Here is a 20,143-nt window from a genome sequence, read left to right on the forward strand (position 1 = left end):
CGGGAACCCGGCCCGCGTGTCACCGACGCTCCCCGGACACCTGGGCCGTGTCCGCACCTTCACGGGCGAACGTCGCCTGCCGCGGCACCGGGCGCCGCACCGCAGTACCGTCCCGGTCCAGGAGCCGTGTCATGGTCTCGGCGTCACGCACGGCGGCGTCGCCGCAGCAGTTGTTGAACAGGACGTGGACCTGCTCGGTCCGCTCGGCCAGCCGTCGCACGCGCGGCAGCCACTCGGCGAGTTCGTCCTCGTCGTACGCGTAGCGGAACCGGTCCTCCTTGCTGCCGGTTCCCCAGGCGGTGCTGCGGCCGTGGAAGCGGACGACGGAGAGCCCGGGCGAGGTCACCGGAGTGACGGGCGGGACGGACGACGCGAGCGTCTGCGTCATGTCGACGGCGACCGCGGCCATGCCGTACCCGGCGAGCAGTCCGGCCGTCGCCTCGGCCTGCTCCGGCTCCCACCAGGAGGGATGCCGGAACTCGACGGCGAGGGGCCAGCCCGCGGTCCGCTGCGCGCAATCCCGCAGGAACGCCTCCGCCCGCTGCCCGGGCCGGAACCAGGGCGGGAACTGGAACAGCACGCTCCCGAGCCGCCCGGCCTCCCGCAGCGGCTCGATCCCGGCCGCGAACCGGGCCCACACGACGTCGAGCACCGCCGGGTCCCGGTGCTCGGCGGGCAGCCCCTCGGGCATCACCGCCTGCCGGGTGGGATGCCCGGTGAGCAGCGAGAACGCCTTCACGTCGAAGACGAAACCGTCCGGTGTCCGCTCGGCCCACAACCGGCTGTTCCGCTCGCCCGGCAGCGCGTAGTACGAGGCGTCGACCTCGACGACCGGGAACCGCTCGGCGTAGTGCCGTAAGCGGCCCTCGGCGTCGCGCCGCCCCGGGGGATACCAGCCGCTGCCGACCAGCGCCCGGTCGGTCCAGGAACACGTGCCCACGCGGATCTGACCCATGGGGGAGCGGTTACCCGGGCCGGGCGGCGGCAGGCCCGGCTTCTCGGCGGGGCGGAACGGTGAAAACACGTCCCTATCGGGGTAACCGGGTGATAACTGTGCATATCCGGGGTCACGGCTGATTCCCCCGAGAGTGAGATGACCGATCATGGAGCAGCCCGTCACCGCCGGCCGGGCCACCCGGTCGTACGGAGCAGGACAGGAAGCCCTCGAAGCCCTCGTCGGCGCCTCCCTCACGGCCCGTGTCACCCTCGACGAACACGGCATGGTGACCGGCTGGAACGCGGGCGCCGAGCGGCTCCTCGGCTACCCGGCCGGGCAGGTCACCGGCCGCCGGGCCGCGGATCTGCTGGCCGAGCCGATCCCGGTGCGCGGCGGCCTGCCCGCGCTCGCCGGACTGCCCCGCTGGAACGGCGACGTCGCGCTCCGGCACCGGGACGGCCGGACGCTGACGGTCCGGATCCTCGCCCACCACCGGCCGCCCGGCGCCGGAAGCCCCGCCTGGCTCGTCGTCTCCGCCCTCACCGACCGGCAGCCACCGGCCGGTCTCGACGAGTCCCTCGTGAGCTGGAGCTTCGCCCAGTCCCCGTGCTGCGCCCTGGCGATCTACGACACCCGGCTGCGGTTGCGCCGGGCCAACGCCGACATGGAACGGGCCACCGCGCTCACCGAGGAGGAGATGCGCGGCCTGCGCGTGTCCGAGATCGTCGACGACGACGCCGGCCGACGGGCGGAACAGGACATGGCCCGGGTGCTGCGAACCGGCGAGCCGGCCTACGAGGAGAACTACCTGCGCGCCCCCGGCGAGAGCCGTGAGCACGCCTGGTCGGCCTTCCTGTCCGCGCTGCGCGACCACGAGGGCACCGTCCGGGGCGTCTGCCTGGCGGCGCACGACATGACGGAGCAGTTCTGGGCCCGCAAGCGCCTCCAGCTGATCGCCGAGGCCGGCCGCCGCATCGGTGGCACCCTCGACGTGACGCACACGGCCCAGGAGCTGGCGGACGTGACCGTCCCGGCCCTGGCCGACCTCGCCGGCGTCGATCTGCTGGCCGCGCTGGACGACGTGTCCGAGCCGCCTCCGCGGGCCGTTCCGGCGGACGGGCCGCTGCTGCTGCGCCGGGTCGCCCTGCGGTCGGTGACCCCGGGGGCCCCGGAGTCCGTCGTACCCGCCGGCACCGTGGACGCCTACCCGGCGGGCTCGATGCCCTTCGAGAGCCTGCGCACCGGACGGCCCGCCCTGCACGGCACGACCGACCCGGCGTTCACCGGCTGGCTCGCCGGCGATCCGGCACGGGCCGCGCGGGTCCGCGCGTTCGGCATCCACTCCGTGATGACCGTGCCCCTGGCCGCCCGGGGCACCACCCTGGGCGTCGCCTTCTTCGTCCGGCACCGCAACCAGGAACCCTTCCGCCACGACGACCTGGTCCTGGCCGGGGAGCTGGTGGCCCGGGCCGCGGTCGGCATCGACAACGCCCGCCGCTACACCCGCGAGCGGGCCACGGCCGTCACGCTCCAGCGCAGCCTGCTGCCGCGGCGGCTGCCCCGCCAGGCCGCCGTCGAGGTCGCCTCCCGCTACCTCCCGGCGGGCGGGCACGCCGATGTCGGCGGGGACTGGTTCGACGTCATCCCGCTCTCGGGCGCGCGGGTCGCGCTGGTCGTCGGAGACGTGGTCGGCCACGGGCTGGTCGCGTCGGCGACCATGGGGCGGCTGCGTACGGCGGTGCGCACGCTCGCCGACATCGACCTGCCCTGCGACGAGCTGCTGACCCACCTCGACGACCTGGTCGCCCGGCTGAACACCGAGGAGGACGACGACGGCGAGGGGCGCGCGACGGGCTCCGCCCAGCAGCCCGCCGGCGACCTGAGGGCCACCTGCCTGTACGCCGTCTACGACCCCGTGACCCGGCACTGCTGCTTCGCCGGGGCCGGGCATCCCGTGCCCGCCGTCGTCAGCCCCGAGGGCACCGTCGAACTCGTCGGGCTCCCGACCGCGCCCCCGCTCGGCGTGGGCGGCCTGCCGTACGAGTCCACCGAGGTCGTCGTCCCCGAGGGCAGCCTGCTCGCCCTGTACACCAACGGCCTCGTCGAGGCCCCCGACCGCGACCTCGACAGTGGCATCGGACGGCTGCGGGAGGCCCTGGGCCGCCCGGCCGCCTCGCTGGACGCCCTCTGCGACACGGTCCTCGCCGACCTGCTTCCGGCACGACCCGCCGACGACGTGGCCCTGCTCATCGCCCGTACCCGCGCGCTCGACGCGAGGCAGGTCGCCACCTGGGCGGTGCCGGCCGACCCGTCCGCGGTCGCGCGGACCCGCAAGGACGTGGTGGCGCAGATGGAACGGTGGGGGCTGTCCGACGCCGTGTTCGTCACGGAACTGGTCGTCAGCGAGCTCGTCACCAACGCCATCCGGCACGCCGAGCCACCGGTCCAGCTGCGCCTGATCCACGACTCGACCCTGATCTGCGAGGTCTCCGACGGCGGCAGCACCGCGCCCCACCTGCGACGCGCCCGCAGCTACGACGAGGGCGGCCGCGGCCTGCTCCTCGTCGCCCAGTTGACCGAGCGCTGGGGCACCCGCCAGAGCGCCACCGGCAAGACCATCTGGGCGGAACAGACCCTGACCCCCGCGTGAGGAGCCACCGGCCATGACCCCATCCGCGTCCCGCCCGGCCGCCCGCACCCCCGTGCAGCAGGCCGCCCTCGTGACCGGCCTGGTCTTCCTCGTGGTCGGTGTGCTGGGCTTCATCCCCGGCGTCACCACCGACTACGGCTCGCTGGAGTTCGCCTCCCACGAGTCGGGCGCCGAGCTGCTCGGCCTGTTCCAGGTCTCGATCCTGCACAACCTCGTGCACCTGGCCTACGGTCTCGCCGGACTGATGCTCGCCGGGACGGCCGCCGGGGCGTACTCGTATCTGCTGGTGGGCGGTGCCGTCTACCTGGTGCTGTGGGTGTACGGCCTGTCCGTCGGCCATGACAGCGACGCCAACTTCGTGCCGCTGAACTCCGCGGACGACTGGCTCCACTTCGTCCTGGGCATCGCCATGATCGGCCTGGCCCTGGCCCTCGGCAGGCGCGGCACGCGCACCGACACCTAGGCAAGGACCACCGAGGACGTCATGCAGACCTTCCTGCCCTACCCCGACTTCCGCGCCACGGCCCTGGCCCTCGACCGCCGCCGGCTCGGCAAACAACGGGTCGAAGCGCTTCAGGTCCTGCGCGGCCTGGTCGTCCCCGGCTACGGGTGGCGCCGCCACCCGGCCGTGAAGATGTGGCTCGGCTACGAGGAGGCGCTGGTGCGCTACGGCCTGGAGGTCTGCCGCGTCTGGCGCGAACAGGGCCACCAGGACACCTGCGCGGCGACGCTCGTGGCCGACCTCGCGGCGACCCGGCCCCACGCCCCGATCCGCGACCAGCACCAGCTGGCCGCCGAGGGCGAACTCCCGCCCTGGCTCGGCGACGGCCCCTTCCACGAGAGCCACCGCTCGGCCCTGGTCCGCAAGGACCCCACGACCTACACGGCCCTCTTCCCGGGCGTCCCCGACAACCTGCCGTACGTCTGGCCGACGTCGGACCGCGCGGGCGGGCGGGCACCGCGGGCCTGACGGACGAGGGGCCGGTACTAAGCCGCCCTGCGGCGTGCCGGGCGCCTGTTCGTGGCGGGCAGCTCCGGCGCCTCCTCGAACGGGAAGGCCTCGTCCTCCCCGAAGTCCGGGGCCTGGAAGGGGTTGGTCACCGGGGGTGGCGACGCAGCGCCGGAACGGCTCGGTTGCCCTTCCACGGCGGAGAACAGCGAAGTCGGTTCGATGAGAGATCTCTTTTCCGGTTACTGGCCCAGGTCAGGGCCAGGCGTGCCCAGACCGGGCACAAAGGTCCTACAGCTTGGTCATCTTGGCGTACGGGCTCGGGATCCGCATGTGCGCGGAACCGAAGTCCACGAGCGCGGCGATCCCGTCCTCGATGCCGATGACCCGGCCGAGCCCGTACATGTCGTGCGTGACCTGGTCACCCACGGCGAAGTGCTTGGGAGCGGGGGCTACCGGAGCCTTGAAGGGGCTGGTAGGCAAATGACGCTTCGGAGCAGCAGGCTTTGTCATTGGCCTCAGTATGCGCCCAGTCGGGCCGCTCGCGCTGCGACTGTCCCCGTCCGGTGCCCGAACCGAGATGTGACCGAGGCGCTCGACTGGCCCAGAAAATCGAACACATGCTTGAATTCGGTCATGCGAACGTTTCCCGACGACCTCGTCCGGGCGCAGCGGGAGTGGAGTGCCACCTACCGGCAGCTCGCCGATCGGCCCGGCCGCACCGAGCTGCGCCGGCGCCTGTACCGGCTGTCGGCACAGACGTACTTCCACCCCATCTGGCAGCGGCGACGGCCGAGCCCGGCTGCGTGGTGGGAGCTGCGGGAGCTGGGAAGAGCGGCGGGGGACGTGCGTGAGCGGCTTCCCCGGTGACGCCCCGGCCTGCGGGACCGTACGTCCCGGATGATCCTGAAGGCATGTCCGGACCGATTCGCGTGATCGTGCACCCGCCGTCACCCTCGGGTGGCCGCCGCGTGCGCGTGGACGGCGAGATCCTCGGCCTCGCCCACAACGTGACCGACGTCGCGGAGTTCCTCCGCCGCGCGGGTCTTGAGATCGACCCGGCGGACGTGGCGGAAGTGCCGTGGATCGACTGGCGCGGGGTGGGACCCGAGCGCTGGGGCCCGGAGACGGGTGACTGACGCGCGAGCTCACCCAACACGCCAAGATGGTGGTATCCACCCTTTTCTGCCTTATCGGAGGGCCCCATGAAGGACCTCAAGTTCGAGCAGAAGCGCTCCCAGTCACGCCAGGAGGCCGCCGACCAGCTCACGGCACTCGCGGACGCCCTGCGGGAAGGCGGGGACGCCGAGCTGGAACTCGGCCCCGGCACGCTGGGCCTGCGGATCCCGGACGACCTCCACAGCGAGATGGAGGTGGAGATCGGTGACGGGGAGATCGAGCTGGAGATCGAGCTGAAGTGGTCGACGGCACGGACGCCGTCGACGCGATCGGACACGGGCGCACCTGAGGAGCAGCCCAAGCGGAAGACGGCGTCCGCCGCCAAGGGCCGAAGCAGCACGGGCCGAACCGGCGCGGGCGCCGGCAAGACCAGGAGTACGAAGCGGTCCGCCGCGAAATCCGCGTGAGCAAAGGGGCCCGGCTGTCGGCTCGGCTCCCTTGCCCGGCTTGGACCCCGGCTCGGGGCTCCCTTGCCCGGCTTGGACCCCGGACCCCGGCCGCGCTCCTCGTACCCTGTCCCGGTGCCGTCCTCCCGCCTGCACCGCGTCGCCGTCCTCGTGCTGCCGGGTGCGAAGCCGCTCGACGTCGGCATCCCCGCGCAGGTGTTCACGACTCGCGCGAGCATGCCGTACGGGGTGCGCGTGTGCGGGTCGGCGCCCGGCCTGGTGACCGGCGGCGACGGCCTGTCGTACTACGTCGCCCACGGTCTGGACGCGCTCGCCTGGGCCGACATCGTCTTCATCCCCGGCTACCGGTTCCCGGACCGCGACGACCCGCCGCGGGCCGTCGTCGACGCGCTGATCGCGGCCCACGAGCGGGGCACGCGGCTCGCCGCCATCTCCACGGGCGCCTTCGCGCTCGCCGCGACGGGCCTGCTCGACGGCAGACGCGCCACGACGCACTGGCACTACACACGGGCGCTCACGGCGAAGCATCCGCTCATCCGGGTGGACGAGAACGTCCTGTTCGTCGACGAGGGCAGCGTGCTGACGTCGGCGGGCGCCGCCTCGGGCATCGACCTGTGCCTGCACATCCTGCGCGGCGACCTCGGAGTCGCCGCGTCGAACCACGCGGCCCGGCGCCTGGTCGCCGCCCCCTACCGCAGCGGCGGCCAAGCGCAGTACGTGCCGCGCAGCGTGCCCGAGCCGCTCGGGGAGCGCTTCGCCGCCACGCGGGAGTGGGCGCTGCACCGGCTGGGCGAGCCCCTCACCCTCGAGGGGCTCGCGCGGCACGCGGGGGTCTCGGCGCGTACGTTGTCGCGGCGCTTCGTCGAGGACACGGGGTACACACCGATGCAGTGGGTCATGCGCGCCCGCATCGACGTGGCCCGTGAGCTGCTGGAACGTTCGGAACGCAGTGTCGAGCAGATCGCCGCCGACGTCGGTCTGGGCACCGGCGCGAACCTGCGGCTGCACTTCCAGCGCATCCTCGGCACCACGCCGAGCGAGTACCGGCACACGTTCGCCCGCGGCGAGTAGCCCTTGCCCCGTGACACGGGAGGGCGCGTGCGGCGGGGACACGGGAGGGCGCGTGCGGCGGGGACACGGGAGGGCGCGTGCGGCGGGGACACGGGAGGGCGCGTGCCGCGGGACCTGGTCGGGCGGTGCTGGCGCGATCCTTTCGAACCCTGGCGATCCCGCCGCTGTCCCGCGCGGACGCCCGGCGCGACGCTGGGGGCGAACCGGAGAGACCGAAGGGACACCCCACTCATGACGCGCATCGCCATCAACGGATTCGGCCGCATCGGACGCAATGTGCTGCGCGCCCTGCTCGAACGCGACAGCGACCTCGACGTCGTCGCCGTCAACGACCTCACGGAGCCCGCCACCCTCGCCCGGCTGCTCGCCTACGACTCGACGGCGGGCCGCCTCGGTCGCCCCGTGACCGTCGACGGGGACACGCTCGTCGTCGACGGCCACCGGATCAGGGTGACGGCCGAGCGCGACCCCGCGCGGCTGCCGTGGGCCGAACTCGGCGTCGACCTCGTCCTGGAGGCCACCGGCCGCTTCACCTCGGCCAAGGCCGCCCGCGCCCACCTCGACGCCGGCGCGAAGAAGGTGCTCGTCAGCGCTCCGTCGGACGGCGCCGACGTCACCCTCGCGTTCGGGGTCAACACCGACTCCTACGACCCGGCCGTGCACACGATCGTCTCGAACGCCTCCTGCACGACCAACGCGCTCGCCCCGCTGGCCAAGGTGCTCGACGACCTCGCGGGCATCGAGCACGGCTTCATGACGACGGTGCACGCCTACACGCAGGAACAGAACCTGCAGGACGGCCCGCACCGCGACGCCCGCCGCGCCCGCGCCGCCGGCGTCAACATCGTGCCGACCACGACGGGTGCCGCCAAGGCGATCGGCCTGGTGCTGCCGAATCTCGACGGCAAGCTGTCGGGCGACTCGATCCGTGTGCCGGTCCCGGTGGGCTCGATCGTGGAACTCAACACGACCGTCGCCCGCGACGTGACGCGCGAGGACGTGCTGGCGGCGTACCGCACCGCGGCGGAGGGCCCGCTCGCCGGAGTCCTCGAGTACTCCGAGGACCCGCTCGTGTCGTCCGACATCACCGGCAACCCGGCCTCGTCGATCTTCGACTCGGCCCTCACCCGCGTCGACGGCCGCCACGTCAAGGTGGTCGCCTGGTACGACAACGAGTGGGGCTTCTCGAACCGCGTGATCGACACGCTGGAACTCCTCGCCGGCAGCTGAGGCAGCTGCTCGGGTCGGACGGGCGGCGGCGCGGCCCAAGGCGACGGCGCGACCGAAGGCGACGGCGGCGGATCTGCGGACCGCCACCCGGGTGATCAAGCCCTTCGAATCACTGGCCGCAAGCACATCCGGCGGCCGCCGGGGCCTCCTCGGTCGCCTGACTGGTGCAGCAGGCGTCCCCGGCGGCGATGGGGTCGGCGCTCTTGCCGAGGTTGTCGGCGTCAGCCTTGACGACGTAGACCTCCCAGGGCTCCTTGCCGGGGCCGTGGACCCACACCTTGTCCTGGAGGGCGTAACAGCAGGAGGTGTCGTTCTCCTCGAAGGTGGCCAGGCCGGCGTCCTTGAGACGAGAGGTGGCGGCGTCGACCTGGTCGGTGGACTCGACCTCGACGCCGAGGTGGTCCAGGCGGGTTTCCTCGCCGGGCTGTCCCTCGATCAGGACGAGCTTGAGCGGGGGCTCGGTGATGGCGAAGTTGGCGTAGCCCTCGCGCCGCTTGGCCGGTTCGGTGCCGAACAGCTTCGAGTAGAAGGTGATCGACGCTTCCAGGTCGCTGACACGGAGGGCGAGCTGAGCGCGAGACATGGCACGACTCCCGACGAGTTGCATTGACGTCTTTCGATGCAACATTGCGCTCTGATTCGAAGGATGTCAACATAGAGGAATGTCGAATCAAGAGTCGGTTGTGCTGGGTCAGGACGATGCTGCCGGCGGCTGTTGCCCAGCGCTGCTCACGACCCCCTTGGGCGAGGGCCAGGCAGTCGAACTGGCCAAGGTGTTCAAGGCGCTGGGTGATCCGGTGCGGTTGCGTCTGCTGTCGATGATCGCCTCACGCGCGGGTGGCGAGGTCTGCGTGTGCGACCTGACCCCGGCCTTCGACCTGTCCCAGCCGACGATCTCGCACCACCTGAAGCTGCTCCGGCAGGCCGGGCTGATCGACTGTGAGCGGCGCGGCACCTGGGTCTACTACTGGCTGGTCCCGGAGATGACCGACCGACTGGCCGCGATTCTGACCCGCCCGGCCGGTGAGCCGCTGCCCGACCACACCGCGCCTGCCGGGGCCGCCTCGTGAGCACTGCGGTTGCTGAGGGGAACGTGGCGGGACGCTTGTCCTTCGTCGATCGCTACCTGGCTGTCTGGATCCTCGCGGCCATGGCCGTGGGGCTCGGCCTGGGCCGCCTGGTCCCGGGCCTGGGTGACGCGCTGGCCAAGGTGACGGTCACGGGTGTGTCCCTGCCGATCGCCCTGGGCCTGCTCGTGATGATGTACCCGGTGCTGGCCAAGGTCCGCTACGACCGCCTCGACACCGTCACCCGCGACCGCCGTCTGCTGCTGTCGTCCCTGTTGCTGAACTGGGTCATCGGCCCTGCGCTCATGTTCGCGCTGGCCTGGCTGTTCCTGCCGGACCTTCCCGCTTACCGCACGGGCTTGATCATCGTCGGCCTGGCCCGCTGCATCGCCATGGTCGTCATCTGGAACGACCTGGCCCGCGGACACCGCGAAGCCGCTGCCGTCCTGGTCGCACTGAACTCCGTCTTCCAGGTGATCGCCTTCTCGGCACTGGGCTGGTTCTACCTCTCCGCCCTGCCCGGCTGGCTGGGCCTGGAACAGACCGGCCTGGACGTCTCGGTGGGGGAGATCGCCCGCAGTGTGCTCATCTTCCTCGGCATCCCGCTCGCGGCCGGTTACCTCACCCGCCGCATCGGCGAGAAGACCAAGGGCCGCACCTGGTACGAAGCCAAGCTCATCCCGCGTATCGGCCCCTTCGCCCTGTACGGCCTGCTCTTCACGATCGTCATCCTCTTCGCCCTGCAAGGCGAGGCGATCACCTCACAGCCGCTCGACGTCGCCCGCATCGCTCTGCCGCTGCTGGTCTACTTCGCCGTCATGTGGGCCGGGTCCATGGCTCTGGCCCGTGCCGTCGGTCTGGAGTACTCACGCGCCACGACGCTCGCCTTCACCGCTGCGGGCAACAACTTCGAGCTGGCCATCGCCGTCGCCATCGCCACCTTCGGGGCCACCTCCGGCCAGGCACTCGCCGGCGTCGTGGGTCCCCTCATCGAGGTGCCCGCACTCATCGGCTTGGTGTACGTCGCCTTGTATGCGCGCCGCCACTTCACCGCCCCAGCCGCTGTTCCCGCACCTCAGGAAGACGCCGCCCATGTCTGACGCAGCCACCCCGTCCGTCCTGTTCGTCTGCGTCCACAACGCCGGACGCTCACAAATGGCCGCCGCCTTCCTCACCCGCCTCGCAGGCGACCGCGTCCAGGTCCGTTCCGCAGGCTCCGCCCCCGCCGACACCGTCAACCCGGCCGTCATCGAGGCCATGGCGGAGACGGGCATCGACATCACGGCCGAGGTGCCCAAGGTGCTCACGGTGGAAGCGGTCCAGGCGTCCGACGTCGTCGTCACGATGGGCTGCGGCGACACCTGCCCCGTCTTCCCCGGGAAGCGCTACCTCGACTGGGAACTGCCTGACCCGGCCGGGCAGGGCGTTGAAGCGGTTCGCCCGATCCGCGACGAGATCGAGAAGCGTATCCGCGGCCTGGTCGACGAGATCGCCCCGGCGAGCCGAGCGTGAGTGCCCCGGGCACAGTTCGCAACGTGGCCATGAGTCCCGAGCATGCCGACGAGGTCCTGACGATCTACCAGCTCGGTATCGACGAGGGCAACGCCACCTTCGAGACCGTCGCACCCACGTGGGACGATTTCGACGCTGCCAAGCTGCCCCGACACCGGTACGTCGCTCTCGACGACTCCGGAAGGGTGCTGGGCTGGGTCGCTGCTGTACCCGTGTCCGATCGGTGCGCGTATGCAGGCGTGGTCGAGCACTCGGTGTATGTCCACCCTGGGGCCCGCGGTTGTGGGATGGGCTCAGTCCTCCTGCAAACCTTGATCAGGTCGACCGAGGCGGCGGGCATCTGGACGATCCAATCCGGCATCTTTCCCGAGAACGCCGGCAGTCTCGCCTTGCATCAGCGAGTCGGATTCCGCGTCATCGGCACTCGCGAACGCATCGGCCGACACCGCGGCGTATGGCGCGACGTCGTCCTGGTGGAACGCCGCAGCCCTCTCGTCGCATAGAGCGAACGCACAACGACAGGTTTGGCGGGGTTCACGTGCCTCGTACTGGTCGGTGCCGGTGGAATCCTGGAAGTGAGACGGGCAACGTCGAAGGGCCCCACCGCGAACGGTGGGGCCCTTCGACATCGTGCCCGGTGAGGCACTGGCGGAGGATACGAGATTCGAACTCGTGAGGGGTTGCCCCCAACACGCTTTCCAAGCGTGCGCCCTAGGCCTCTAGGCGAATCCTCCGCTGGGAACATTACATGACCGAGAGGAGTGCTCGCGAACTCGTTCACCGCCCCCGACATCAGGTAACCTTGGCGCAGCCCCTCACGCGGCGCTATCTGACTGAACTCCCCCAGGGCCGGAAGGCAGCAAGGGTAGGTCGGCTCTGGCGGGTGCGTGGGGGGCGTCTGCGTTCCCGGCACGGCCTCCCGGCCGGGTCCGGCCCGGGCCCGATGTCACTGGGCGCCTATAACCTCGTATGCGTGTCGTCTCTCGCTCTGTACCGCCGCTACCGCCCCGAGACCTTCGCCGAGGTCATCGGGCAGGAGCATGTCACCGACCCGCTGCAGCAGGCGCTGCGGAACAACCGGGTCAACCACGCGTACCTGTTCAGCGGGCCGCGCGGCTGTGGCAAGACGACCAGCGCGCGGATCCTGGCCCGGTGCCTGAACTGCGAGCAGGGGCCCACGCCCACGCCGTGCGGTGAGTGCCAGTCCTGTCAGGACCTCGCGCGCAACGGCCCCGGCTCCATCGACGTCATCGAGATCGACGCCGCCTCCCACGGTGGCGTGGACGACGCCCGTGACCTGCGTGAGAAGGCCTTCTTCGGCCCGGCCCGCAGCCGGTACAAGATCTACATCATCGACGAGGCCCACATGGTCACGTCGGCCGGCTTCAACGCGCTGCTGAAGGTCGTCGAAGAGCCGCCGGAGCATCTCAAGTTCATCTTCGCGACCACCGAGCCCGAAAAGGTCATCGGGACGATCCGGTCCCGGACCCACCACTACCCCTTCCGGCTGGTCCCCCCGGGCACCCTGCGGGAGTACCTCGGCCAGGTCTGCCAGAAGGAGACCATCCCCGTCGAGGACGGCGTGCTTCCGCTCGTCGTGCGGGCGGGCGGCGGGTCCGTGCGTGACTCCATGTCCGTCATGGACCAGCTCCTCGCGGGTGCCGCGGCGGACGGTGTGACGTACGCCATGGCCACCGCCCTGCTCGGATACACCGACGGCTCCCTCCTCGACTCCGTCGTCGAGGCGTTCGCCACCGGAGACGGAGCCGCGGCCTTCGAGGTCGTCGACCGCGTGATCGAAGGCGGGAACGACCCCCGCCGTTTCGTCGCCGACCTCCTGGAGCGGCTGCGCGACCTGGTGATCCTCGCCGCCGTTCCGGACGCGGCGGAGAAGGGGCTCATCGACGCCCCCGTCGATGTGATCGAGCGCATGCAGGCCCAGGCAGGCACCTTCGGCCCCGCCGAGCTGAGCCGTGCGGCCGATCTCGTCAACGAAGGCCTGACCGAGATGCGCGGCGCCAACTCGCCCCGTCTCCAGCTCGAACTGATCTGCGCCCGCGTCCTGCTCCCCGCCGCCTACGGGGACGAGCGCTCCGTCATGGCCCGTCTCGACCGGATCGAGCGCGGCGCGAACTACTCCGCCGGCCCCGCCGGCCTGCCCGCCATGGGATACGTACCCGGGCCGGAGGGTCACGGGGGAGCGGCGGCCGCCGCGGTTCAGGGGGGCGGCGCCGCTGCGGCCCACATGGGTGGCGGCGCTCCGGTGCCGCCGGGTGGCGGCCCTGCCGCGGCCCGTGCGGCGGTCCGTGCGTCCGGAGCACCGGGCAACGGCGGTGGTGCCGGTGGAGGCGGCCATACGGCGCCTGCGGCAGGCTCCGCACCTGGGGCAGCCGCCCCTGCGGCCGGGCCCGGCCACTCGGCAGCGGGCCAGGGGACCCCGCCGTCGGCACCAGGCACGCCCCCCGTCCAGGGGACCCCGCCGTCGGCACCAGGCACGCCCCCGGCCCATGCCCCCGCTCCCGGCACGCACGGCGTGCCCTCCGCCCCCGACGGGCCGGACCCCGCCCGGACCCCCGCCGAAGCCCCGGCCGCCTCAGCTCCCGCGGGACCCGCCCCGTCGGCCCCCGCCCAGTCCGCCCCCGGCGCCTGGCCCACCGCCGCCTCCGCCGGAAGCGGCGGCCGTCGCCCCGGCGGCTGGCCCACGGCGGCCTCGGGCGCCCCCGCCTCGAACACCCCACCGGCCAGCACTCCACCGGCCGGCACGCCGCGGACGAGCGCTCCCGCGGCCGGCAGCCCACCGGCGGCCCAGCCCTCGCCTCCGGCCCCGACGACCCCGGCCCCCGTCTCCGGTCCCGCTCCCACGGGCGGCGGTCTCGACCCCCGCATGCTCTGGCCGAACATCCTGGAGGCGGTCAAGAACCGCCGACGCTTCACCTGGATCCTGCTCAGCCAGAACGCCCAGGTGGCAGGCTTCGACGGCACGACCCTGCAGCTCGGCTTCGTCAACGCGGGAGCGCGGGACAACTTCCTGAGCAGCGGCAGCGAGGAGGTGCTGCGGCAGGCGCTGGGCGAGCAGTTCAACGTCCAGTGGAAGATCGAGGCGATCGTCGACCCGTCGGGCGGCTCCGCACCCCCGGCGCCGGGCGGCCCCTCAGGGTTCGGCGGCGGCCACAGCGCCTCCGGCGGTCCCGGTACCGGCAGCCACAACTCCGGCGGCGGTGGCTACAACTCCGGCGGCGGCTACAACGCGGGTGGCGGATACAACGCGGGCGGCGGTACGGCCACGGCCCAGCGCCCCGCCCCGTCCCCGTCGGCTCCCCCGGCCGCTCCCGCCCAGTCGAGCGGCCCCACTCCCCCCGCGACCTCCGCCCCGGCCCCCGCGCCCACCGCCTCCGTCCCCCAGCCGTCCGCCCCACGGCCGCGGCACGTCTCCGTCGAGGACGACATCCCCGAGGACGACGACCCCGACCTCGACGAGTCGGCCCTCTCCGGCCAGGAGCTGATCGTCCGGGAGCTGGGGGCGACGGTCGTCGAGGAGTTCACGAACGAATAGCCCGGGCCTGTCTCGGAGGAACCTCCAACTCGCGGCCCGCCCTCCCTTCGGAAGCCCGCACAAGGCGGAGCCGGCGTCTCCCGTTAGGCTGGCCCCGTGAAGGTCCTCGTCATCGGCAGCGGCGCCCGCGAACACGCCCTGTGCCACTCCCTGTCCCACGACCCCGACGTCACCGCGCTGCACTGCGCCCCCGGCAACGCCGGCATCGCCGAGGTCGCCGAGCTGCACCAGGTCGACGCCCTGGACGGCGCCGCCGTCACCGCGCTGGCGACCCGCCTCGGCGCGGAGCTCGTGGTCGTCGGCCCGGAGGCCCCGCTGGTCGCCGGTGTCGCCGACGCCGTGCGCGATGCCGGCATCCCGGTCTTCGGCCCGTCCGGCCGGGCCGCACAGCTCGAAGGCTCCAAGGCCTTCGCGAAGGACGTCATGGCCGCGGCCGAGGTGCCCACGGCCCGGTCGTACGTCTGCACGACGGCGGAAGAGGTCGACACGGCCCTCGACGCCTTCGGCGCTCCGTACGTCGTGAAGGACGACGGGCTCGCCGCGGGCAAGGGCGTCGTCGTCACCGACGACCTCGAAGCGGCCCGGGCCCACGCGGCGGCCTGCGAGCGCGTGGTCATCGAGGAGTACCTCGACGGCCCCGAGGTCTCCCTCTTCGCCGTGACCGACGGCGAGACGGTCGTGCCGCTCCAGCCCGCCCAGGACTTCAAGCGCGCCCTGGACGGCGACGAGGGCCCCAACACCGGCGGCATGGGCGCGTACTCCCCGCTGCCGTGGGCCGACCCGAAGCTGGTCGACGAGGTGCTGCAGACCGTGCTGCAGCCGACCGTGGACGAGATGCAGCGGCGCGGCACGCCGTTCTCCGGCCTGCTCTACGCCGGTCTCGCGATCACCTCCCGGGGTGTCCGCGTGATCGAGTTCAACGCCCGGTTCGGCGACCCCGAGACCCAGGTCGTGCTGGCCCGGCTGAAGACGCCGCTGGCCGGCCTGCTGATGGCGGCCGCCACCGGCAACCTGGCCCACCTGGAGCCGCTGCGCTGGAGCGACGACGCGGCCGTGACCGTGGTCGTCGCCTCGCACAACTACCCCGGAACCCCGCGCACCGGCGACCCGATCGCCGGTCTGGACGAGGTCGCCGCCCAGGACGCCCCGCACGCCTACGTGCTGCACGCCGGCACCAGGCAGGAAGGTGACGCCGTCGTGAGCGCGGGCGGCCGCGTCCTGTCCGTGACGGCCACCGGCAAGGACCTCGGCGAGGCCCGCGACCGTGCCTACACGGCCGTCGGCCGCATCCGCCTCGACGGCTCCCAGCACCGCACCGACATCGCCGCGAAGGCGGCAGGCGCGTAACGGACGCCCGCGCCCGGCAGGCGAACCACCGCCGCCGATGAACCCCACAGGCCCCGGATCCGTCTCAGGATCCGGGGCCTGACTTTTGAGGTCGGCAGTGGCCTCACGCATCGGGGAAGCAGTGGCCAGACGTGTGGGGGAGGGGTGGCCTGAACTGTGCGGAAGACGGGGGCCTGATGCTCACCGTCCGTCACTCACCTTTCCCCAAAGCCATTCCATCGGGTGACCGATGCCGTATCCGGCTGACGGGGGGCGGAGCCCCAACTAGGGTGCGGCGCAAGCGTTCCGGCACTTGGCCCACCGGCATTGCGATGTCAGTGGCGGGTGCCACAGTGGGGGAGTGAGCAAGGCAAGCATCGGGTCAACGGGGAGGGGGTGAGGTCGGTCGTGACCGGAATGGGTGTGGAAGCAGGCGCGCAGGTCGCACGGGCACGGGCACTGGCCGTCCTGCGCATCCGCAGTCGTGCCCTGGCCGTCGCCCTGCTGCCGGCCGCCGTCGCCGTGATCCTGCTCGCGGGTGCCGCCGGTGACCGTCTGGAGGGCCCCGTCTGGGACGCGGCCCGGGCGGTACTGACACCGGTCGCGGCCCTCGTGCTGCTCGCCGCGGCCGGCATCGCCCTGGTCGTCGCCCGGGCCCGGCCCGCCATGAGCCCGACCGTCCCGGTCACCGAGGAGGCGGCCCCCGATCTGTACCGCATGGTGCGCGACCTCGCCGACCGCCTCGACGTCCCCGCGCCCTCCGCGATAGCGCTCACCCCGGACTGCGACAGCTGGCTGGAGGACCGCACCCACCGGTCCCACGCCCCGCCGCCGGTCGAGGAGCATCAGGACATAGCCGGGGCGGGCAGGCAGGCGCAGCGTCGGCAGCCCGTCGCGCCGGTCCTCGTCATCGGCTCGCCGTTCCTGTGGTGGATGCGGGTCGGCGAGCTGCGCGCGGTCCTCGCCCCGGTCATCGCCGGTACGGGCCCCTCGGCCCACCCCGACATAGCCGCCGCCCGGCGCTTCGTCCGGGGCCTGGACGCCGCGGTGGCCGTGGGGTCGGCTCCCCGCCGCGACCCGCTGTCGCGGGCGGTGCTCGCCGGGGTCGGCCGGGTCGCCCGGCTTCTGCTGCGCAGCTGCCGGATCCACGCCGCCGAGATGGAGCGGGGCGTGGCGGCCGCGGCCGCGGAGCGTGCACAGGCTGTGGACTACGGGCTGCGGATCGTCGCCCAGGAGCAGGTGGGCCTGGCCTACGCGGGCTGGGACCGGCTGCTGACCCGGGTCGCTCTGCCCGCCTGGCGGATGGGCCGCTGGCCGTCCCGGCTGGACGCCGGTGTGGTCGCGGCGCTCACGGAGCTGTCCCGGCGCGACCGTCTGGCCGAGGGCTTCGCGTCCCGGCTGGGTGAGCGACCGGCCTGCGATCTGCTGGAGGAGCCGGGCACGGTCGACGAGGCCGCATCCCTCCTCGCCGCCCGCCTCTTCCACGGCGGTCCCGCAGGACCCGGGCCCGACTGGTCACCGGTCGACTGGAGCGAGTATCCGGACGAGGTCGTGGACCGCAAGTGGCGCCTCGACGCGGCCCGGCTGCACCGCGTCCTGGACGCGATGGGCGTCCGCCCCACCACCGACCCCGGGTCCTCCGCCGCCGACGCCCCGACCTTGTCCCGCGTCCTCGACCACCTCACGGACCCGGGCCCTGCGGCTACGACCGGGAGGGCCCGAGCTGGTGACCCCCCGGCGCCCCCGACCAGGGACATAGCCACGGACCCGACCGCGGACCTGACCACGGATCCGACCGCGGACCCGACCGCGGCCCGGGCGGCCGACCCGACCGCGGCTGCGGCCCCGACGGGTGGCCCCGGACACCCGCCCGGTTCCAGACCGGACACCGCACCACCCGAAGCCCCCGGCACACCCGATCCAGGCCCCGCCGGCACCACCAGCCCCACGAGCACCATCCCGGGCACCACCCCACCGGACCCCCTCGACGACGAGGACCTCTCCGGTACGACGGCCCCCAGCGCCACGCTCGCCGCCCGGCTCAGCGCCGAACTGGCCAGGGAAGAGGCCGCTCCCTTCCCCGCGGGGACCCCGACTCCGGCCTCGCCGTCCCCCACCACCGACCTCACCGCCCTCTGGGACGACCGAGCCCTCCCCCTCTTCCCCCTCCAGCCCCCGCGCACCGCCCGAGAGCTGCTCGCCGACCACCTCACCGCGATGGTCTGCTGCGCCGCGATGGACACCGCCGGTGCGACCCCGGGCCTGGACTGGCTGGACGGCCCGACCCTCCTCGTCGACGGCGAGCGCACGGCCGATCTGGCGCCCAAGGTCCTCACCCTCATCGAGGACGGCGACGCCACCCCTCTGCGGGTCTGGCTGTCCCAGCTCGGCATACGCCCGGAGAAGCCGGTCCGCCTCGGCTGACCGCCGGAGCGCCTGCTTCCGGTTCTGGCCAATTCAAAACGAACAGTGACGAAGTGCGCGCATCATGTGATGTGCTGGGAGTGTTCGCGTGTATGGCAAGAGCGTGCGACATACGACAAACACATAAGCGCGAAGGCGCCGCACCCACCGCACGCACCACAGAAGGCGACCCACGCAACGCACCGGCACAAGCCAGTCGCTCGCACGCGGCACGAGCAACACCGGCTCGCACCACACCAGCACGACGCCACACGGCACGCATCACCACGGGGGCCAAGGGGAGGGAAAGCAAACATGGGTTCGGAGCAGATCCGCCGCTGGGAGTCGGGAGCGCTGGCGCACGCCGTGACGGATCCCTTCGGGCAGGGCCCCGTTCCATGGCTGCGCGGCAGCGTGACGTACTTCGACGACTCGGGCCAGGTCGTCCCCTGGTACGTGGACCAGGACGCCCCCCACCCGTCGAAGAAGGGCAACCGCTCGGGCGGCCCCCGCGCGGCCGACGACGTCAACCTCCAGATCAAGGGCTTCGCCTCCACCGCCGCGGTGGCGCCCGGCGAGGCCATCGACTTCCACATCACCGTCGATCCGCCGCAGCAGTTCGCCGTCGACATCTACCGCATCGGCCACTACGGCGGTGACGGCGCCGCGAAGATCACCACCAGCCCGCGCCTGTCCGGCATCGTCCAGCCCGCGCCGCTCACCGCGGACCGTACGGTCTCCTGCCACCACTGGTGGCTGTCCTGGCGGCTGCAGGTCCCCTCGTACTGGAACATCGGCGCCTACGTCGCCGTCCTCACCACCGCCGACGGCTACCGCTCCCACGTCCCCTTCACCGTCCGCCACGACCAGCCCGCCGACCTGCTGCTCGTGCTGCCCGACGTCACCTGGCAGGCGTACAACCTGTATCCGGAGGACGGACGCACGGGCGCCAGCCTCTACCACGCCTGGGACGACGAGGGCCGGCTGCTCGGCGAGTCCGAGGCCGCCACGACGGTCTCCTTCGACCGCCCGTACGCGGGCGCAGGCCTCCCCCTCCACGTCGGCCACGCCTACGACTTCATCCGCTGGGCCGAGCGCTACGGCTACGACGTCGCCTACGCCCACGCGAGCGATCTGCACGCGGGCCGCGTCGACCCCACCCACTACCGCGGCCTGGTCTTCCCGGGCCACGACGAGTACTGGTCGGCCGCCATGCGCACGACCGTGGAGCGCGGCCGCGACGCCGGCACCTCGCTGGTCTTCCTCTCCGCCAACTCCATGTACTGGCAGGTGGAGCTGGGCCCCTCCCCGTCCGGCGTGCCCGACCGGCTGCTGACCTGCCGCAAGCGCCAGGGGCCGGGCAGGCCGGTGCTGTGGCGGGAGATCGACCAGGCGGAACAGCAGTTGCTGGGCATCCAGTACGCCGGGCCTGTCCCCGAGCCGCACCCGCTGATCGTGCGCAACGCCGGGCACTGGCTGTGGGAGGCCACCGGGGCGCACGAGGGCGACGAGATCGAGAACCTCGTGGCGGGCGAGGCCGACCGCTACTTCCCGCGCACCCCGTTGCCCGAGCACGAGGAGCGCACGCTGCTCGCCCACTCCCCGTACACCGACAAGGAAGGCACCGCGCGCCACCAGGAGACGTCCCTGTACCGAGCCCCCTCCGGCGCCTGGGTCTTCGCAGCAGGAACGTTCGCCTGGTCCCCGGCCCTGGACCGGCCCGGACACGTCGACGGCCGTATCCAGCGCGCCACGGCCAATCTGCTGGACCGCATCTGCAAACGCGACTGACCCGCTGTCCGTGATCATGCCCGGATACGGGAGAATCGAGCCACTTGGACAGAACCACGGGGAGGAAC

The 20,143-nt window shown here is 72.6% G+C and carries 19 protein-coding genes, 1 tRNA gene and 1 other RNA gene; 17 read left to right on the forward strand and 4 right to left on the reverse strand.

The features are described from left to right. Positions 1-19 precede the first annotated feature (19 nt). Positions 20-955 (reverse strand): DUF72 domain-containing protein, encoded by a 936-nt coding sequence (locus AB0B29_RS21160; RefSeq protein ID WP_362241828.1) that lies wholly within the window; start codon positions 953-955, stop codon positions 20-22. A gap of 148 nt (positions 956-1,103) precedes the next feature. On the opposite strand from AB0B29_RS21160, the gene AB0B29_RS21165 reads away from it, so the two are divergent. Genes AB0B29_RS21165 through AB0B29_RS21175 form a run of 3 tightly spaced genes read left to right on the forward strand, consistent with a single transcriptional unit; the run spans position 1,104 to position 4,557 of the window. Continuing rightward, entirely contained in the window at positions 1,104-3,587 is a 2,484-nt protein-coding gene (locus tag AB0B29_RS21165) for a SpoIIE family protein phosphatase (protein ID WP_362241831.1), read from the forward strand. A gap of 13 nt (positions 3,588-3,600) precedes the next feature. Then, positions 3,601-4,050, forward strand: coding sequence for a DUF4383 domain-containing protein (locus AB0B29_RS21170; RefSeq protein WP_362241834.1), 450 nt, complete (start codon positions 3,601-3,603; stop codon positions 4,048-4,050). Between the two features lie 21 nt (positions 4,051-4,071). Then, positions 4,072-4,557, forward strand: a complete 486-nt coding sequence (locus AB0B29_RS21175; RefSeq protein WP_362241836.1) for an MSMEG_6728 family protein — start codon at positions 4,072-4,074, stop codon at positions 4,555-4,557. A gap of 270 nt (positions 4,558-4,827) precedes the next feature. Here AB0B29_RS21175 and AB0B29_RS21180 read toward each other — a convergent pair whose 3' ends face one another. Beyond that, positions 4,828-5,049 (reverse strand): hypothetical protein, encoded by a 222-nt coding sequence (locus tag AB0B29_RS21180; RefSeq protein ID WP_053670482.1) that lies wholly within the window; start codon positions 5,047-5,049, stop codon positions 4,828-4,830. Between the two features lie 123 nt (positions 5,050-5,172). Here AB0B29_RS21180 and AB0B29_RS21185 point away from each other — a divergent pair, with 123 nt between their 5' ends. The 5 genes from AB0B29_RS21185 (at position 5,173) to gap (ending at position 8,423) form a co-directional block, all read left to right on the forward strand. After that, entirely contained in the window at positions 5,173-5,406 is a 234-nt protein-coding gene (locus tag AB0B29_RS21185) for a hypothetical protein (RefSeq protein WP_362241839.1), read from the forward strand. 44 nt (positions 5,407-5,450) lie between these two features. Then, positions 5,451-5,675, forward strand: a complete 225-nt coding sequence (locus AB0B29_RS21190) for a hypothetical protein (RefSeq protein WP_362241842.1) — start codon at positions 5,451-5,453, stop codon at positions 5,673-5,675. Between the two features lie 66 nt (positions 5,676-5,741). Next, a complete protein-coding gene (locus AB0B29_RS21195) occupies positions 5,742-6,122 on the forward strand; it encodes an amphi-Trp domain-containing protein (RefSeq protein ID WP_362241845.1) in 381 nt (126 codons plus the stop codon). 114 nt (positions 6,123-6,236) lie between these two features. After that, positions 6,237-7,193 carry a GlxA family transcriptional regulator gene (locus AB0B29_RS21200; protein ID WP_362241848.1) on the forward strand — a complete coding sequence of 319 codons (957 nt, stop codon included), beginning with the start codon at positions 6,237-6,239 and terminating at the stop codon, positions 7,191-7,193. Between the two features lie 231 nt (positions 7,194-7,424). After that, positions 7,425-8,423 (forward strand): type I glyceraldehyde-3-phosphate dehydrogenase, encoded by a 999-nt coding sequence (gap, locus tag AB0B29_RS21205; protein WP_362241851.1) that lies wholly within the window; start codon positions 7,425-7,427, stop codon positions 8,421-8,423. A gap of 109 nt (positions 8,424-8,532) precedes the next feature. Here the strand turns inward: gap and AB0B29_RS21210 are convergent, their stop codons facing one another. Continuing rightward, positions 8,533-9,006 (reverse strand): ArsI/CadI family heavy metal resistance metalloenzyme, encoded by a 474-nt coding sequence (locus AB0B29_RS21210; RefSeq protein WP_362241854.1) that lies wholly within the window; start codon positions 9,004-9,006, stop codon positions 8,533-8,535. 79 nt (positions 9,007-9,085) lie between these two features. Here AB0B29_RS21210 and AB0B29_RS21215 point away from each other — a divergent pair, with 79 nt between their 5' ends. From AB0B29_RS21215 to AB0B29_RS21230, 4 genes are read left to right on the forward strand one after another with little or no spacing between them, the layout of a single operon-like run. Further along, on the forward strand, positions 9,086-9,493 hold the full coding sequence (locus tag AB0B29_RS21215; RefSeq protein WP_362241857.1) for an ArsR/SmtB family transcription factor: 408 nt from the start codon (positions 9,086-9,088) through the stop codon (positions 9,491-9,493). Between the two features lie 23 nt (positions 9,494-9,516). Beyond that, positions 9,517-10,590 (forward strand): ACR3 family arsenite efflux transporter, encoded by a 1,074-nt coding sequence (gene arsB / locus AB0B29_RS21220; RefSeq protein WP_362241859.1) that lies wholly within the window; start codon positions 9,517-9,519, stop codon positions 10,588-10,590. Next, entirely contained in the window at positions 10,583-11,002 is a 420-nt protein-coding gene (locus AB0B29_RS21225) for an arsenate reductase ArsC (RefSeq protein WP_362241862.1), read from the forward strand. Before arsB ends, AB0B29_RS21225 begins: the two co-directional genes overlap by 8 nt. Before the next feature lie 29 nt (positions 11,003-11,031). Then, entirely contained in the window at positions 11,032-11,505 is a 474-nt protein-coding gene (locus AB0B29_RS21230) for a GNAT family N-acetyltransferase (RefSeq protein ID WP_362242031.1), read from the forward strand. A gap of 143 nt (positions 11,506-11,648) precedes the next feature. Here the strand turns inward: AB0B29_RS21230 and AB0B29_RS21235 are convergent. Beyond that, positions 11,649-11,736, reverse strand: a tRNA-Ser gene (locus AB0B29_RS21235). Between the two features lie 73 nt (positions 11,737-11,809). On the opposite strand from AB0B29_RS21235, the gene ffs reads away from it, so the two are divergent. The 5 genes from ffs (at position 11,810) to AB0B29_RS21260 (ending at position 20,075) form a co-directional block, all read left to right on the forward strand. Continuing rightward, positions 11,810-11,904: signal recognition particle sRNA small type (ffs, locus tag AB0B29_RS21240), an RNA gene on the forward strand. A gap of 71 nt (positions 11,905-11,975) precedes the next feature. Then, positions 11,976-14,555, forward strand: a complete 2,580-nt coding sequence (locus tag AB0B29_RS21245) for a DNA polymerase III subunit gamma and tau (protein ID WP_362241864.1) — start codon at positions 11,976-11,978, stop codon at positions 14,553-14,555. Positions 14,556-14,651: 96 nt separating this feature from the next. Further along, complete coding sequence (purD, locus tag AB0B29_RS21250; RefSeq protein WP_362241866.1) at positions 14,652-15,902, forward strand: phosphoribosylamine--glycine ligase; 1,251 nt, start codon at positions 14,652-14,654, stop codon at positions 15,900-15,902. Positions 15,903-16,298: 396 nt separating this feature from the next. Next, a complete protein-coding gene (locus tag AB0B29_RS21255; RefSeq protein WP_362242033.1) occupies positions 16,299-18,305 on the forward strand; it encodes a hypothetical protein in 2,007 nt (668 codons plus the stop codon). A 294-nt stretch (positions 18,306-18,599) separates the two neighbouring features. Beyond that, positions 18,600-20,075 (forward strand): N,N-dimethylformamidase beta subunit family domain-containing protein, encoded by a 1,476-nt coding sequence (locus tag AB0B29_RS21260; RefSeq protein ID WP_362241869.1) that lies wholly within the window; start codon positions 18,600-18,602, stop codon positions 20,073-20,075. The last annotated feature ends 68 nt before the right edge of the window (positions 20,076-20,143 follow it).

Origin of the sequence: Streptomyces tibetensis (genome assembly GCF_040647715.1) — a bacterium.
In the GTDB taxonomy this organism is placed as follows: Bacteria; Actinomycetota; Actinomycetes; order Streptomycetales; family Streptomycetaceae; genus Streptomyces; species Streptomyces tibetensis_A.